The sequence below is a fragment of the Bacillus sp. AFS037270 genome (assembly GCF_002585305.1).
Window position 1 is genome coordinate 20,320 of the sequence record NZ_NUNF01000007.1, and the last position, 15,256, is coordinate 35,575.

The window sequence follows — 15,256 nt, forward strand, 5'->3', positions numbered from 1 at the left end:
GAGCAGAAAAGAGGTTTTTAATAAATGGAGACAGAAGTAATTGTAACAATATTAAAAATCATCATGATTGATATCATTCTATCAGGTGATAATGCAGTAGTAATTGCCATGGCAACAAGATCATTACCTAAAAATTTACAAAATAAAGCTATCTTCTGTGGTACGGCATTTGCTGTTATTTTCCGTATTATCCTTGCTACGGTTGTTCTGATGATTATGGGGATACCATACATTCATGCTGTTGCTGGTTTATTGCTGGCATATATCGCGTGGGGAGTACTGGACCAAGGTAAAGAGGAAGATACTCACATAAAGAGTTATAACTCTATTTGGAAAGCAGTTGTTACTATTGCAGTTGCCGATTTAACAATGAGTTTGGACAATGTTGTTGCTGTTGCCGGGGCTGCTGGTGGTCATATGGGTCTATTAATTGCTGGGATTGCCATAAGTATTCCACTAATGATAATTGGTTCTAAATTTCTTGTTTACTTGATGGATAAATATCCTATCATTATCTATATTGGGGCTGGTATTCTTACTTGGACAGCTGGAGAAATGATTTTAAAAGATAAAAGTTTAAATCGTTTGGTTGATCTTCCACATGGGGCTAGGTCCTATGCAATTCTGGCTCTCGTAACAATCATGTTACTTTTAGCAGGTTATGTTAAAAACCAAAAGAATGCAAGAAAAGTTAAAGATAGACAAGCCGCATAATTATTGAGGGAAAGAGTGAAATTTTACTCTTTCCCTTTTTTATTACTCAATTTTTTAAGCGAACTTTGCTCCCTTATTAACAGGGTACTATAAGTAAAGTATTTTTGTTATATTTTGCATGCATATTCCCTTTGTGTGTTTCTTATTTAAACAGTTTAACGCGAATCTTTGAAATATGGTAACGTTTTCGTTAGAAAAGTTCCAAAATGAAACAATAATTATAATTATCATATTTTTTTAGGTAGAATATTAACCTATAATTCATTTATAAAGTAGGTGGTGAGCAAATGATAAGGGTACTTATAATGGCTGATGATTTTACGGGAGCACTTGATACTGGAGTCCAATTCTCTAATTATGGTGTTAATACTGTAGTGACCTCTGATTTAGACTTTGAATTTGGTGAAACTACAGATCAATTAGAAGTACTTGTCTTCAATACTGAAACAAGATACTTGAATAAATGTGACGCCTATGAAGTTATCAAGAAAATCGCCGTAAAAGCGAAAGAAGAAAATATTCCATATATATTTAAAAAAGTTGATTCAGCATTAAGAGGAAATGTTGCTTCTGAGTTAAGAGCTTTGAGTGATGTTTTCGAGGATGTATCCATTCCTTTTATTCCGGCGTATCCAGAACAAAATCGCTTTAGTTGTGAAGGAATATTACTTATTGATTCAATTCCAGTAAATGAAAGCGTTTTTGGACAAGATCCGTACGAACCAGTAACGGAAAGCCATATCCCATCTCTTCTACTTAAAGAAGCAGATTTAAAAACTTATATTACAAAAAAATATGAAATTCCTCCAAGAGAAGAAAGAATTTTGTTAATAGAAAGTCACTCTGATGAGGAGATGTTATCTCAAGGGAATGAGCTATTAATAAATGATGCATTAAAGATAACGGTGGGATGCGCTGGGTTTGCTAAAGCATTAGCAAATATAATCTATAAAAAAAGGGATACCACTCAAAACGAGATGAAACTTCCATTATTGATTGTAAGTGGAAGTGTGAATCCCGTAACAAAAAAGCAGGTTGTATTTGCGGAAGTGAATGGTTATGAAAGAATATCACTAACGTTGGAGCAACTTTGGGATAAACAATATTGGGATACAGAAAAAGGGCAAGAAAATATCCATCAATTTTTAAAAATTGAACAACCTTTCATGTTTGAAACATTTGGGAATGTATCGATCGATCAAGTTTATCAACTGCCTGATCAAGGAAATGAACTAAGATTTAGGATAGGACAGTCACTTGGATACCTAGTAAAGAATCTTATGTCAAATGGTATGAAAAGAACGATATTATTTACAGGTGGAGATACATTATATCAATCGATGAGAGTATTGGGGATTACTGAAATTAAACCTCTGAAAGAATTATTCCCCGGAATTGTTCTTGGAAATATTGATTTTAAGGATGAAAAACATTATGTCATTACTAAATCTGGCGGATTTGGTGAAGAAGATCTATTTATTAAATTAAATGCATTGATTAAGGACAAAGGGGATGCTCATTATGTTAAATCAATATAATTTAAAAATGCCGACAAATGTATTTGCAGGTTCAGATGCCATGCAAAACCTCCATACCATTATCAAAGATGGTGTGACAAAAATCACGATATTTACAGATAAAGGCATACTTAAAGTTGGATTGCTAGACGAAGTTATCAGTATTATAGAAAAGAATAATATCGATTACGAAATCTTATCTGATATACCAACAGAGCCATCTTACATTGAAGCTCAAGAGGTTGTAGAACATTTTAAAGCACTGAACTCTGATTTTATCATTGGAGTTGGTGGTGGAAGTGTTATGGATATCGCTAAATTAGCATCCGTGTTATCTACTGATGATTATACTGTAAAAGATTTACTAGAGGATCCGTTAGTAGCTAAAAAACAAGTGACAACATTAATGATTCCTACCACAGCTGGTACAGGATCTGAAGCAACACCCAATAGCATTGTAGGTGTACCTGAAAAGAATTTAAAAGTTGGTATTGTAAATGGTGAATTAATTGCTGACCATGTTATTTTAGATAGCAACATGATAAAAAATTTACCTAAACCTATTGCAGCAGCAACAGGTATTGATGCTTTAGCACATGCTATCGAATGTTTTACTTCAAAAAAAGCTAACCCAATCAGTGATACCTTTGCACTAGAGGCATTAGATTTAATTATGAATAACATTATTGAAGGTTGCACAAATCCAGATGCACTTGAAGCGAAGCGTAAAATGTTATTAGGTTCTTTTTATGCTGGGGTAGCGATTACATCTTCAGGGACTACTGCTGTTCATGCCTTGTCTTATCCTTTAGGTGGAAAATATCACATTGCTCATGGTGTTTCTAATGCAATTCTATTAACGCCAGTTATGAAGTTTAATGAGCCAGTTATTAAAGATCTCTTAGCTAAAGCCTATGATCGAGTGGTAAAGGGGAAAAGTGAAGAATTAACTGTAAATGAAAAGTCAAAATATATCATTGATTTAATAGAAAATATTGTGAAAACACTTGAAATTCCAACTAGCTTAAAAACTTTCAATGTGCCGGAGGAAGATCTTGAAGGCTTAGTCGAGGCTGGAATGGAAGTTCAAAGATTACTTGTGAATAATAGGAGAGAAGTAACACCAGAAGATGCTCGTAAAATTTATCTAGAAATTATGTAGGAGTGAATAGTGTGCAAAACAAATTACAAGGAATTATTTCACCAATTGTTACACCTATGTATGACAATGAAAAAGTTAACTATGAAGAACTCGTAAATCAGGTGAACAGAGTCATTGAGAATGGTGTTCATGGTATTTTCACGTTTGGTACGAATGGAGAAGGTTATATTTTAAGTGAAGAAGAAAAAGTGAAAATCATGGAAACAGTAGTTGATACAGTAGCAGGGAGGGTTCCAGTTTATGCATCCACAGGATTAGTTGGAACACAAGATACCATTCGCTTGTCTCTAGAAGCAAAGCGTGTTGGTGTAGACTACTTATCAATCATTACACCCTATTTTGCAACAGCCACTCAAGAAGAGATTTATCATCATTTTAAAACAGTTGCTGAAGCGGTTGATATGCCAATTGTTTTATACAATATTCCAGCTAGAACGGGTAATTCTATTCAACCTGCGACTGTTGAAAAACTAAGTCACATTGACAATATTGTTGGTGTCAAAGATAGCAGTGGAAACTTTGATAATATCCTTCAATATATTGAAAGAACAAGAAATAGAGAAGATTTTTCTGTGCTATCAGGTAATGATTCATTAATATTGTGGACGTTACTTGCTGGGGGAACTGGCGGAATTGCAGGATGTTCTAATGTTTATCCGTTTACTATGGCACAAATATACGATCAATTTATTAATGGTCATATTGAAGAAGCTCGTAAATATCAAGATTCTATCAGAAGTTTCAGAGATTGTTTTAAGTTTGCGAATCCAAATACTGTGGTAAAAACGGCTGTTGAACTACTAGGCTATCCGGTAGGGAAGTGCCGCGCACCATTTAATCAAGTGTCTGATGAAGGAATTACAGCATTAAAATCAGTATTAAATGAAAATATTGAATTAGGAATGAAGTAGTTAGGAGGACATTATGAAAAAAATTATCGGTATAACAATGGGTGATCCTGCAGGTATCGGACCTGAGATTTCAATCAAAGCTTTTCAAAAGAAAGGCTTATATGAAAAATGTAACCCATTACTAATTGGAGATAAAAGTATTGTCGAGAGCTATTTAGAGAAATTCCCAGAGATTAATTTAAAAGTAAATGCCATTACTTCACCGGAAGAAGGATTGTACGAATGGGGAACAATGGATGTTATTGACTTAGCTTCTGTAGATGCGAATGAATTACAAATTGGTGAGGTATCTAAAGAGGCTGGAAATGCGGCATATTTATATGTGGAAAAAGTCATTCAATTAGCCCTTGAAGGGAAAGTAGATGCCACCGTTACGAATCCATTAAATAAAGAAGCGTTAAACTTAGCAGGACATCACTTTGCAGGTCATACTGAAATTTATGGACAGCTTACAAATACGAATAAATTTTCTATGATGTTAGCTGATGGTGATTTAAGGGTGGTTCACGTTTCAACGCATGTTTCTTTAAGACAAGCCTGCGATTTAGTTAAAAAAGAGAGAGTATTAGATGTAATAAACATTGCCCATCATGCTTGTTTAAACTTGGGTATCGAAAATCCAAGGATTGCTGTGGCGGGATTAAATCCACATTGTGGAGAAAACGGATTGTTTGGTACGGAAGAAATTGATGAAATCATCCCTGCTATTGAAGTAGCTAAAAGTGAAGGGATTAATGTATTCGGACCTTTACCTGCAGATACTGTTTTCTCAAAAGCACGTGGTGGAATGTATGATATCGTTGTGGTAATGTACCATGACCAAGGACATATCCCATTAAAACTTTTAGGGTTTGTATTTGATAAAGAAGAAAATAAATGGAAAGAGGTTTCTGGAGTAAATATTACATTGGGATTACCAATTATCCGAACCTCAGTTGATCATGGAACAGCATTCGACCAAGCAGGTAAGATGACTGCGAGTGAACTTAGTCTTGAAAATGCAATTGATTACGCGGTACAGCTAGCAAATAATGCTAATTAAGAAACGAAGTGAATTGTGTGATAATAGTTTTAATAGAAAATTTAGATGAATATAGATCATTAAATCCAAAATTTGCCGACGGTTTAGAGAAATTAAACGAAGTCGAAATAGATTATAATAAGCGATTTGATTTTGATGGTGGTTATTTGTTCTTTCAGGAAGGAACTACGAATCCTATAGATGAAGGAACCTTTGAAGCACATAAAAAATATATGGATATTCAAATTGTTTTGGACGGATCGGAATACGTAGCCTGGACCCCCATTAATCAATTAGTAGTAGATGTAGAATATAATGCGGAAAAGGATGTAGTTCGATTAAACGGTAGTCCGAAAGAAATCATGAAAATCAATAAAGGTATGGCCTATATTTGTCTGCCTCACGATGGGCATAAAGCGTTAAAACATATAAATCAAGCGACGAAATATAAGAAAGCGGTAATTAAGATAGAAATTTAATGAGAAAGATAGGGTGATTAGGTGATTAGTATGAGTAACAATAAATTAGTCATTAACAGGTCGATTCCAAACGGTAAATTAGTTCATGATGATTATACAAATATTGATTTTTCTTTAATTCCATCTGGTCCTTTTTCAACCGCACATGCACCAACTATTATTAAGTTAGAAGATGGAGATTTATTATGTGCATGGTTTGCAGGTTCATTTGAAGGTAGTCCGGATATTTCCATTGTATTATCAAAATTTAATCATGAAACCGAAGAGTGGGATGAACCGAAAATTGTCTCGCAGGATGATACGCGTAGTGAGCAAAACCCATCATTCTTCCAAGCACCTGATAAATCAATATGGTTAATCTATACTTCCCAGGAAGGGCGACAACCAGGTAAAGATAATATGCAGTTTACGTCAATTATTAAATATCAGAAAACATATGACAATGGTGAAAATTGGACAGAACCGGAAGTATTATTTAGCCAGCCTGGTACATTTGTTCGACAAGCTATTCAAGTATTAAGTAATGGAAGATGGATATTTAGCACGTGGGTATGTGAAGATTCAGAATTAGGTCTTACAAACGATCCTACCGTATTTCAAGTATCAGATGATGAAGGACTAACATGGAAAGAAGTACGCATGCCTGATAGTAATGGACGAGTACATGCCAATGTTATCGAATTAGAAGATGGTCATTTAGTAGCATTTATGAGAAGTAGATTTGCGGATTATATTTATAGAAGTGAGTCAAAAGATTTTGGAGATTCTTGGACAGTGCCTGAGCCAACAATCTTACCAAATAATAATGCGAGTATAAGTGCAATCAAACTGGATAACGATGCAATTGCTATTGCTTATAATGCGAACGCTGCCAATAATCCAGAAAAAGGTAAAGTAGCATGGCCTGGATTACGAAATCCAGTAGTGGTTTCAGTGTCTGAAGATGGCGGAATTACTTGGCCAATCGGTCGAATTATTGAACACGCAGAAGGTTTCATTGGAGCAGAGAATAAAACGAATAATTCACAATTTGAATATCCTACTATTTATCAAGATGCGGAAGGACGCTTACATTTAGTATACGCATATAAGAATAGAATATGTGTAAAATATAATAGTTTTTCAGTTGAAGATATTTATGGTGAAAAACGCGAAAATGAAGGGGTTTACAATCCTACATCTGGAGAAATAAGTTAGATCTTAAGTTATCACATAATTATAGTTTGATAGGCTTTGGGATAAAACCCAAGTTAAAAAAATATCCAGTTAACTTGGTTATTAAGAGAGGAGAAATAAGAAATGACATTGCACATGATTCTTGCCCTTGGTATCTTGATCCTGATGATTGGATTGATTATGTCAGACAAGATGGCCTTCGGCGCACCACCAATCCTGGCCTGCCTTCTGCTGGTAGTCACCGGTCTGTCCACTGTTCAGGAGGCATTCGCAGGCTTCGTGAACCCAAGTGTTATCATGATCGCTGGCTTTATGGTTGTTATGGCGGGACTAATGAAGACTAGCTTGATTGGTAAGGTCCAGTCCTCAATGCTTGCTTTGGTAAATAAGGGCGGTTATAAGAGCTATGCTCTTTTGCTCGTGGTAGTTATGCTTGGTGCCAGTTTACCAGGTGCCGGTGCCACTGGTTACTATGTACTGATTTTATCCTTGATATCTACTATCCCTTACAATAAAAAAATGCCTACGTCTAAACTGATGATGCCTTTGGGGTTTGCTACTAACCACCCTTTGATTCCTTTCAATGTAGCACTCTTCTATGGTGTTACTGTCAGCGTACTGGAAACGGCAGGTTATCACGACGGGCTTTCTATGACGAAATTTGCTGTAGTGAATTTCATCCTGGCTCTTGGTTTCTTAGTATGGAGTTTGGTTGCTTATCGTCTTCTACCGGATCATCCAATTTCGGAAGCTTCTGCATTTGATGAGGTGGCAGCTACGGCTGAGATTGTGGCTATGCCTGCATGGAAAGAATACTGCACCATCGCTTTATTTGCCCTCAGTGTTGTTGGTATGATGCTTATGAACGTATTGGGCAATGCTTCCTATGTAATCCCTGGCCTTGCAGGAGCATTTCTACTAATAATCAACGTACTTGATTTCAAGGAAGTTCGTGATAATATGGGTGCACCTGTAATCCTTATGATGGCTGGTGTTATCGGCGTTGCTGACGCTCTGGCTAACTCTGGATTTACAGCTATGATTGGAAAGGTTGTGGCGCATTCATTGGGTACTAATATCAGTCCATTCATTCTTATCTTGATCTTCGCACTTCTAACTAGTACCTGTGCTACTTTTACTGGTTCAAATATGGGTTCTGTATTCATCTTTGCGCCAATCGCTATTGCAACCAGCCTTAGTTTGGGACTTAATCCTGTTGCTGCCGCAGTTGCAGTTGTAGTATCTGGATGGAACGGCGGGTACATGCCAATCGATGGTATGCCTGCTATGATTTTAGGTATGGGTAAATATAAGCTTCCACAGTTCTGGTTGTTCTCAGTACCTATGTACCTGATCCGTATTATTGCACTGTGTGTAGGTGCTATTCTTATTTTCCCTGTAAACTGATAAAGTGATAGAAGGATAACCATGAAATTTTAAATCCACAAAAACATCAAAAGTCTGCTGTAATGTTATTGTAAATAGCCAAATATGTATAATTTGTGGTTGGCTGTTAGGTTCTTATTTGTTTTAAAGGCAATGATATTAAATATGATGATTGCAATAATAAGTCCGATCATAACGTTCGCTCTCAGGAAGAGAAAAAATGGGTGTTATAAATTACCAGTATTTTTCTGTTGTACAATTTTGGTAACGCTCTCAGGAAGAGAAAAAATGGATGTTATAAATTACCAGTATTTTTCTGTAGTACCTCCATTCGTAAAAGTACACCTTTCGGGATGGTTACATGCTCCCTATAAAATCAACGTTCTGGTGCCTAGGAGTACATTTTACCGGATAGTAAAGGAATATGAATAAACACTGGGCCCTCAACATGTGTGAGGGCTTTTTTATTTGAACATGTAACTAAACTTCGGATGAACATACAAAAATACCTATATTCTATATCACTTTTTTGGTTTTATTTTTGGCTTTAGTTTTCTTTAGTTTACTGTGTCGTTGCTCTACGTGCTGAAGTAACCCAGATGAGGTTCTCTTTTTTAACAAAGGATGCCCAAACAAAATTGCCGAAATTTCGATGTCTGTTCGATGAGGAAGATTAATAATGGTATTATCGATTAATTCATCTTCTTGCAGAGACCAAAGTTTATTACCAGCCATTTTATCACCCTTCTCCTTTACAATCATAATGTTCATGATTAATTCTATATGTTGCATACAATTCCCTGCAAAAAATAAGTAAATTAAGATGGAATGAATGGAAAAAGGTAGTGCTAGAGCATTTGCTTAAACAATACGAGGCTTAAGCCTGCTTTATAGCCTTCAAGGCTATTCGTTCAAATATTATGAATCGAAATGAAAAGGGATTTTAAATCAAGAGATTGTGAATATTTTCACTTAAACTAACTGGGCAGAAGAGTTGAATAAGAGGTATGCTATTATTGGGGTGATTATATGAAATACACTTGTCCTTGCTGTGGGTATAAAACATTAGATGAAGAACCCCCTGGAACATATGACATATGTAGTATCTGCTTTTGGGAAGACGATGGAGTTCAATACGATGACCCTGATTATGGCGGTGGTGCAAATATTCCTTCTTTAAGGCAAGCACAGAAGAACTATATCCTATTTGGGACTTGTGAAGAAAGGTGTATTGAGTTTGTAAGAAAACCAAATGAAAATGATGTTAAAGACCCTGATTGGAACCCGTTATAGCTTATTAAAGTAACGGGGGCGTTAGTTTCACAACAAATGGACTGTTTCGGCAGTCCTTTTTGCTTATCGTTATTTAACTAAAGGTGCAGGTTAGTGCAATATGAATAAAAAAGTAGCCCGTAGGACTACTTTTTTATTTACTAATATTAAACCAGCCTGTCGATAGTTGAATTACTTTCCATAGTTTTTCTGGAATATTAAGCTGGTCAAGTTTCGATACGTCCAACTCAGAAGCGACCTCGGCTTCAAGTCCATTTGTGACCTTTTCAACCCAGTCAGGATTCATAATTAACGCATGCCCAATAGCTACAAGCGGTAAACCTAATTCCATAGCTATAAGTGCATCATCTGGTGTTATCATGGAACCAGCAGCCAACACAGGTACCTTACCGTTTGCTCTTTCAATAATTAATTCAAGCCGTGTTTTTTCATCTTGACTATCAACTGGCTTTGAAGGCACATTATCTAATGAAGCATGTATATAATCTAAATTTTGTTCAATAAGGAAATCAATTAATTCATATGTGTCTTTCATCCGCAATCCGTCCACTTTGGAGGATTCTTCAGGAGAAAATCGGTATCCTAAAATGAATGGTTTGGTAGCATGTGTTTCAATTACCTTTTTGATTTCTTTAATAATTGCCAATGGAAAACGCAGTCGATTCTCAAGTGTTCCCCCCCATTGGTCTGTTCGTTTATTGGTTGCTGGAGACCAGAAGTTTTGAATTAAAAATCCATGAGCCGCATGAATTTCGACGCCATCAAATCCAGCTTCAATCGCTCTTCTCGTTGTTTCGCCAAAAGCACGTATAGTCGAAAGGATTTCCTCATGTGATAGCTCTCTTGTTTCTACACTTGGACCAAAAGGAGTAGCCTCTGTTTGATATGCACTTGCACTGACTGTATCCAATCCTGGCAAGGCTTTATCGCCTGCATGAAAGATTTGCAATACAGCAGGGGAACCTCCACTTTTGGCTGCATCAACTAATTTTCGTAAACTTGGAATAAATTCATCGTTGTACCCAGCAAATTCATTCGTAAAACCTTGCCCATTAGGTGAAACATGAGTACAACCTGTAATGACGAGTCCTACTCCATTTACTCTTTGTTTGTAATATTTTACCTCTTCATCAGAAATGGTAAGGTCGTCATTACTTGACCAAGTTGTCATAGGTGCCATAACGATTCTGTTCTTAATGGTTATTCCGCTTCTGAATGTGAAAGATTCAAATAACTTACTGTATTTTTGATTCATTTCAATAACCTCTCTATCCTAAATTCTTCTAAAGATGAAAGTTTATCTTACTGCATTATTGTTATCATCATGAGCCATCACAACTCTCCATTAGAAGTCTATTTTAGTATAATTAGTTGACGTAAGGGTAAGTCAAGCGTAAATGATTAAAATGATTATACACCAAGATTATTGATATAATATTCTTCCTTATGATATTCTTTTAGTTACAGTAACTGTAACAAAGGAGGACAAGGGAATGTTGTATCCAATGAAATATGTAGTGGAGAACTTAAATATAACGGCAAAGACACTTAGATTTTATGAAGAGCAAGGGTTACTGCAAGATGTATCTCGTGATGAAAAAGGTAGAAGAGTTTATAACGAACAACTTATAGATTGGATTTCTTTTATTCGTTGTCTTAGAGAGACAGGAATGCCACTTTCGAAAATTAAGGAATATAAGGAACTTTACGAACAAGGGAATTCTACCTTTTTGCATAGAGAAGAAATGTTAAAGCAACATAAATTGGAAGTGCAGAAGAAAATTGACGAAAGTATAAAACACTTAGAAGAAATTAACTATAAAATTGCCATGTATGAACTTCAGAAAGAAGAGGTTACGAAAAATCCTAACCATAACTTTAAATGTCACGGTCTGGAGATTAAGATTGTGAAGTAATGTACTTACGCTAACGGGTAGCTTTAGTTGAACAAGACATTTGTATTTTATGACGTCAATAATGACTAACAACCATGTTAATTCGATTAGGAAAGTTAGGTTTGTTCGAATAATACTTCTAAAAAGAGTAAATATAAAGAATTCCAAAAAGCCTTTCTCCTATATTGGAGGAAGGCTTTTTTAACACAGGTTTGGTATATAAAAATGCTCATAATTTTGCTCATAGTATTTTTTGCTATTGTTTTAAATTATTTTAAGTTAAAGTTAAAATCCCTATAATATCAATGACTTTATGAATCCATTTAATTTAATTTTATGCCCTAATGAATGGGCGGCATGATGTAATCTCCCACCAGAAATCCCGAAATAACAACGTTTAGTGGCTTCTTCCCAAAGTTTGGGAGAAGCCTTTTTTACTTGAGTCTATTGGAAAGAGGGCCTTATAAGCCCTTTAGATATTCATCATAAATAAAGTCGATTTTTTCCTCCTTAATTAAGGCCTTCCGAGCACCTCAATGTTTGTCGCTTTCCGCATGAATCAAATTTTTGATCTGTTTGATCAATGTTGTCTTGTTCTTAATTAAAAATCAAATCCCGTACCATTTTAAGGGATGATACGGGATACTTTAAGGGTTTCAACACACATATTTTAGTAATCAGCATTATTAAGGATAAATCGAATGGTCCATTGGCCCTTTTGATTCAATATCCCATGAGTTTTAAATGTCATATGAGGATTTTCAGGTCTGTATTGATGTAGTTGTGCTTCTATCGTTCCTTTATATAAGTTGTTACCTACTTTTTTAAACGTATCAGAATTTTCACGAACTAACGTGTGTTCAATCCAAATATGCGGACTTGCCATAAGGCTTTTGGCATACGGATCTACTTGAATATTCGAATTGGAATATATTGTATAATTCAGCCTAATGGTATGACCATGGTTTACGATGGAATAACCATTGAGTGTTAGCTTGATTCCGTTATCTTCAGCTGAGCCTAAGCCCTGATTTAGGGATTCGGCACTGGTCAAAGCAGGGGAGGCAAAGCCAATGAGCAAGCAAAGGAAGAAGGCGATAGCCCTGAATCGCACGGTATATTTCGTTAGGTTTCTCATTTTACCACCATCCTTATTTTTCGTTTATAGGTTGCTCCACTTTGAAACAATCTGAGTCCGAAAGAAGTGATCGGACTCGAACTGCTTCAAGAAAACACATCATTTCTTTTTGGACAGCCATTCTGCTAGTGCTTCAGCTTCTGCACCTTTAGCGAGGCCCGCCGGCATGCGGTCGCCGCCGTTTAAGATTTGATTCAATATTTGTTCTTTGGTCATCGATTTACCGATGTGTTGAAGATCTGGAGCTGTTGCGCCCTGAAGATTATCTCCGTGACAAGAAACACAACTTTTTTTGTAAACCTTTTCCGGGTCGATAACGACGTCGGCTTGCCCTTGTAATTTAGCATTTTTATTAGGGGCAGCGATCTTTTCCTTACCGCCGAGTCCATAAACCACAACCCTCGTTCCACCAGTAATCACGCCAATATATTGTTTGCCGTCAACCATATAAATGGAAGGGGCCATTTTAATTTGTTTTCCTCCACTTTTCATGCCCCATAATACTTTTCCTTCTTTAATATCGAGAGCATTCACCGTTCCGTCCAATTCCCCGTAAAAAGCAAGACCGGAAGCGGTACTTGTGAATCCTCCATACATCGGATCATCGGTATTGCGTTGATAAACTTTTTTCCCTGTATTCATGTCAATTGCTGTAATGGTACCAGAAGTATCAACATCTGCTGGTAAAGGAAGGATCTTTGTACCAGGGAAGGTATTGTTATCTTTTGCAATCTCTTTCCGATCTTTTGCTGCTAACATTAAATTCGGGTTATTAATACCTGGAATCAGCACATAGTTGGTGTCGGGATCATACGTCTCTGGGGCATAGCTTTCTCCACCTGGCGTACCCGGCCATTGAAGTTTAACTTTACTCTGATCGCTTGGTGGTGTTGAATTTTCAATTTTGACAAACGGTACACCATCATAAATGGTTTTTCCAGTTTTGGCATCCCATGCATACCATTTCCCATTCTTTCCGCCTTCCACCACAACCTTCTGCTTTTTCCCGCCGACGTTGGCATTGAGAACCATTGGTGTCGCAGCGGCGTCATAGTCCCATACATCGTGGTCAACTTCAGATGATGCCCACTTAAATTTTCCTGTCTTACTGTCCAAAGCAACGATGGAATCCGTATATGGATTTTTTCCTTTCCGATCTGCATCATAAAAGTCAGGGGCTGGATTCCCAACTGCAAAATACATTATATCGGTATCTGGGTCGAACGACATTGGTGTCCATACGGAGCCTCCGCCCGTGTATTTCCCCTTCGCCCAGCCTGTTCCTCTTTCAGGAACGGTCCAAAATGGTTCTTTCCAGAGCGGTTCGAGGCTATCAGCCTTAAATGCCCAAACGAAGCCTCGAGTGCCATTATCACCGCCGCTGCTTCCAACGTAAATGTTGCCGTCATAATACATGGGAGCCGAAGATTCATAGTAGCGGTTTTCTAATTTAATGGAGGGAACATGATCCCAGAAGTTGACCATTTTTTCCAGTTTTCCGGTTTTGGCATCAAGTTTGGCCAGCCTATTGTCAATCATCAAGACATATACCTTTCCATTGGCCACCGCGACACCTCTGCTTGCCACGTTGGACTGCCATGGCAAACTTTCAAGATGGTCAAGTACTTCCTTAGGAGGTGTCCATGCCCAAATTTTCTTTCCGCTTGCGGCATCAATTGCAAATACATGATTTTTTGCACTCGTCACATACATGACCCCGTTTTGCACGACAGGGAAATCCTCTTGTAAATTAGGAACATCCTGATTCCATTCTAAGATATCCTGCTGCCAGACAATCCCCAATTTTTTTACATTATCTTTTGTAATCTTTTTATAGGGCACATGTCGGGTATGTTGAAGGTCATAACCCCAATTTGGGAATCCTGTCTCCTTTACTTGATTTGCCTGGTTGGATTCCTTGGTTTCTTCCTTGTTATTTGCATTGTTCTGCTTATTATTCGTTTGACAGCCAACAAGGACCATACAGGCCAAAAAAAACGAACCTGTTGCATTTAAGTAACGCCTCACGAAAATTCCTCCTGACATTATGAAATCTTAATATGTATTGAATCACTGATCATGAAATGTACCAGTTTGTTCCCTCCTTTAGAGGATCTAATTTTAATAAGAACAAGGATATGGTCCCTACAAAATCCCTAAATTATACAAGTAATGAAAAATCTACTTCTTTATTTTGTTGGAATTGGGTTTTCTTGTTTTACGGCGATGGCAACCCGCCTCACCATGAAGGTCAGTTCTAAAGCCCATCTCAATTGAGTTGGGCTTTATTATAACTTTTGAAATTGTCCTATTTTTGTCCTCCGATGTTTATTCACAATCTCTTCTGTAAAACGATCCTATCACTTCATAAACATCCTTCCTTCTTTTGAAAAATTAAATTCCACTTGGAATCACCCATAATAAATGTGAAATGATACTAATGAATAATATAGAGATAAAGGTCCTCCTGTATTACCCATGCCTTTTTTCAATTGATAGTAATTCACCCGCGCTAAAATCCCATGTGAGATAGAGTGAGGAAGGCAAACAATGCATTAAACTAC

14 protein-coding genes are annotated in these 15,256 nt (G+C 36.7%); 10 read left to right on the forward strand and 4 right to left on the reverse strand.

The features are described from left to right. Nucleotides 1-24: 24 nt before the first annotated feature. The 8 genes from COD92_RS02900 (at nt 25) to COD92_RS02935 (ending at nt 8,387) form a co-directional block, all read left to right on the forward strand. Nucleotides 25-714 (forward strand): TerC family protein, encoded by a 690-nt coding sequence (locus tag COD92_RS02900; RefSeq protein WP_098529550.1) that lies wholly within the window; start codon nt 25-27, stop codon nt 712-714. A 305-nt stretch (nt 715-1,019) separates the two neighbouring features. Next, complete coding sequence (locus tag COD92_RS02905; RefSeq protein ID WP_176541158.1) at nt 1,020-2,252, forward strand: four-carbon acid sugar kinase family protein; 1,233 nt, start codon at nt 1,020-1,022, stop codon at nt 2,250-2,252. Continuing rightward, nucleotides 2,236-3,393: an iron-containing alcohol dehydrogenase gene (locus tag COD92_RS02910; RefSeq protein WP_098529554.1), complete on the forward strand. Its 1,158-nt coding sequence runs from the start codon at nt 2,236-2,238 to the stop codon at nt 3,391-3,393. The genes COD92_RS02905 and COD92_RS02910 overlap by 17 nt, the downstream gene beginning before the upstream one ends. Nucleotides 3,394-3,404: 11 nt before the next feature. Then, nucleotides 3,405-4,304: a 4-hydroxy-tetrahydrodipicolinate synthase gene (dapA, locus tag COD92_RS02915; RefSeq protein WP_098529556.1), complete on the forward strand. Its 900-nt coding sequence runs from the start codon at nt 3,405-3,407 to the stop codon at nt 4,302-4,304. Between the two features lie 13 nt (nt 4,305-4,317). Continuing rightward, entirely contained in the window at nt 4,318-5,346 is a 1,029-nt protein-coding gene (pdxA, locus tag COD92_RS02920; RefSeq protein ID WP_098529558.1) for a 4-hydroxythreonine-4-phosphate dehydrogenase PdxA, read from the forward strand. 17 nt (nt 5,347-5,363) lie between these two features. Further along, nucleotides 5,364-5,804: a NanQ anomerase/TabA/YiaL family protein gene (locus COD92_RS02925; RefSeq protein WP_098995885.1), complete on the forward strand. Its 441-nt coding sequence runs from the start codon at nt 5,364-5,366 to the stop codon at nt 5,802-5,804. Nucleotides 5,805-5,834: 30 nt separating this feature from the next. Then, nucleotides 5,835-7,001 carry a sialidase family protein gene (locus COD92_RS02930; protein WP_098995886.1) on the forward strand — a complete coding sequence of 389 codons (1,167 nt, stop codon included), beginning with the start codon at nt 5,835-5,837 and terminating at the stop codon, nt 6,999-7,001. 102 nt (nt 7,002-7,103) lie between these two features. After that, a complete protein-coding gene (locus COD92_RS02935; RefSeq protein WP_098529564.1) occupies nt 7,104-8,387 on the forward strand; it encodes an SLC13 family permease in 1,284 nt (427 codons plus the stop codon). 495 nt (nt 8,388-8,882) lie between these two features. On the opposite strand, the gene COD92_RS02940 is transcribed toward COD92_RS02935, so the two are convergent. After that, on the reverse strand, nt 8,883-9,158 hold the full coding sequence (locus COD92_RS02940; protein ID WP_098529566.1) for a hypothetical protein: 276 nt from the start codon (nt 9,156-9,158) through the stop codon (nt 8,883-8,885). A gap of 237 nt (nt 9,159-9,395) precedes the next feature. Between COD92_RS02940 and COD92_RS02945 the strand changes: the two genes are divergently transcribed. Beyond that, complete coding sequence (locus tag COD92_RS02945; RefSeq protein ID WP_098995887.1) at nt 9,396-9,659, forward strand: CPCC family cysteine-rich protein; 264 nt, start codon at nt 9,396-9,398, stop codon at nt 9,657-9,659. A 133-nt stretch (nt 9,660-9,792) separates the two neighbouring features. On the opposite strand, the gene COD92_RS02950 is transcribed toward COD92_RS02945, so the two are convergent. Beyond that, nucleotides 9,793-10,914 carry an NADH-dependent flavin oxidoreductase gene (locus COD92_RS02950; protein WP_098995888.1) on the reverse strand — a complete coding sequence of 374 codons (1,122 nt, stop codon included), beginning with the start codon at nt 10,912-10,914 and terminating at the stop codon, nt 9,793-9,795. A gap of 238 nt (nt 10,915-11,152) precedes the next feature. Between COD92_RS02950 and COD92_RS02955 the strand changes: the two genes are divergently transcribed. Then, complete coding sequence (locus COD92_RS02955) at nt 11,153-11,575, forward strand: MerR family transcriptional regulator (protein WP_098532275.1); 423 nt, start codon at nt 11,153-11,155, stop codon at nt 11,573-11,575. A gap of 649 nt (nt 11,576-12,224) precedes the next feature. On the opposite strand, the gene COD92_RS02960 is transcribed toward COD92_RS02955, so the two are convergent. Next, complete coding sequence (locus COD92_RS02960) at nt 12,225-12,692, reverse strand: hypothetical protein (protein ID WP_098532274.1); 468 nt, start codon at nt 12,690-12,692, stop codon at nt 12,225-12,227. A gap of 99 nt (nt 12,693-12,791) precedes the next feature. Next, on the reverse strand, nt 12,792-14,720 hold the full coding sequence (locus COD92_RS02965) for an outer membrane protein assembly factor BamB family protein (RefSeq protein ID WP_176541341.1): 1,929 nt from the start codon (nt 14,718-14,720) through the stop codon (nt 12,792-12,794). Nucleotides 14,721-15,256 lie beyond the last annotated feature (536 nt).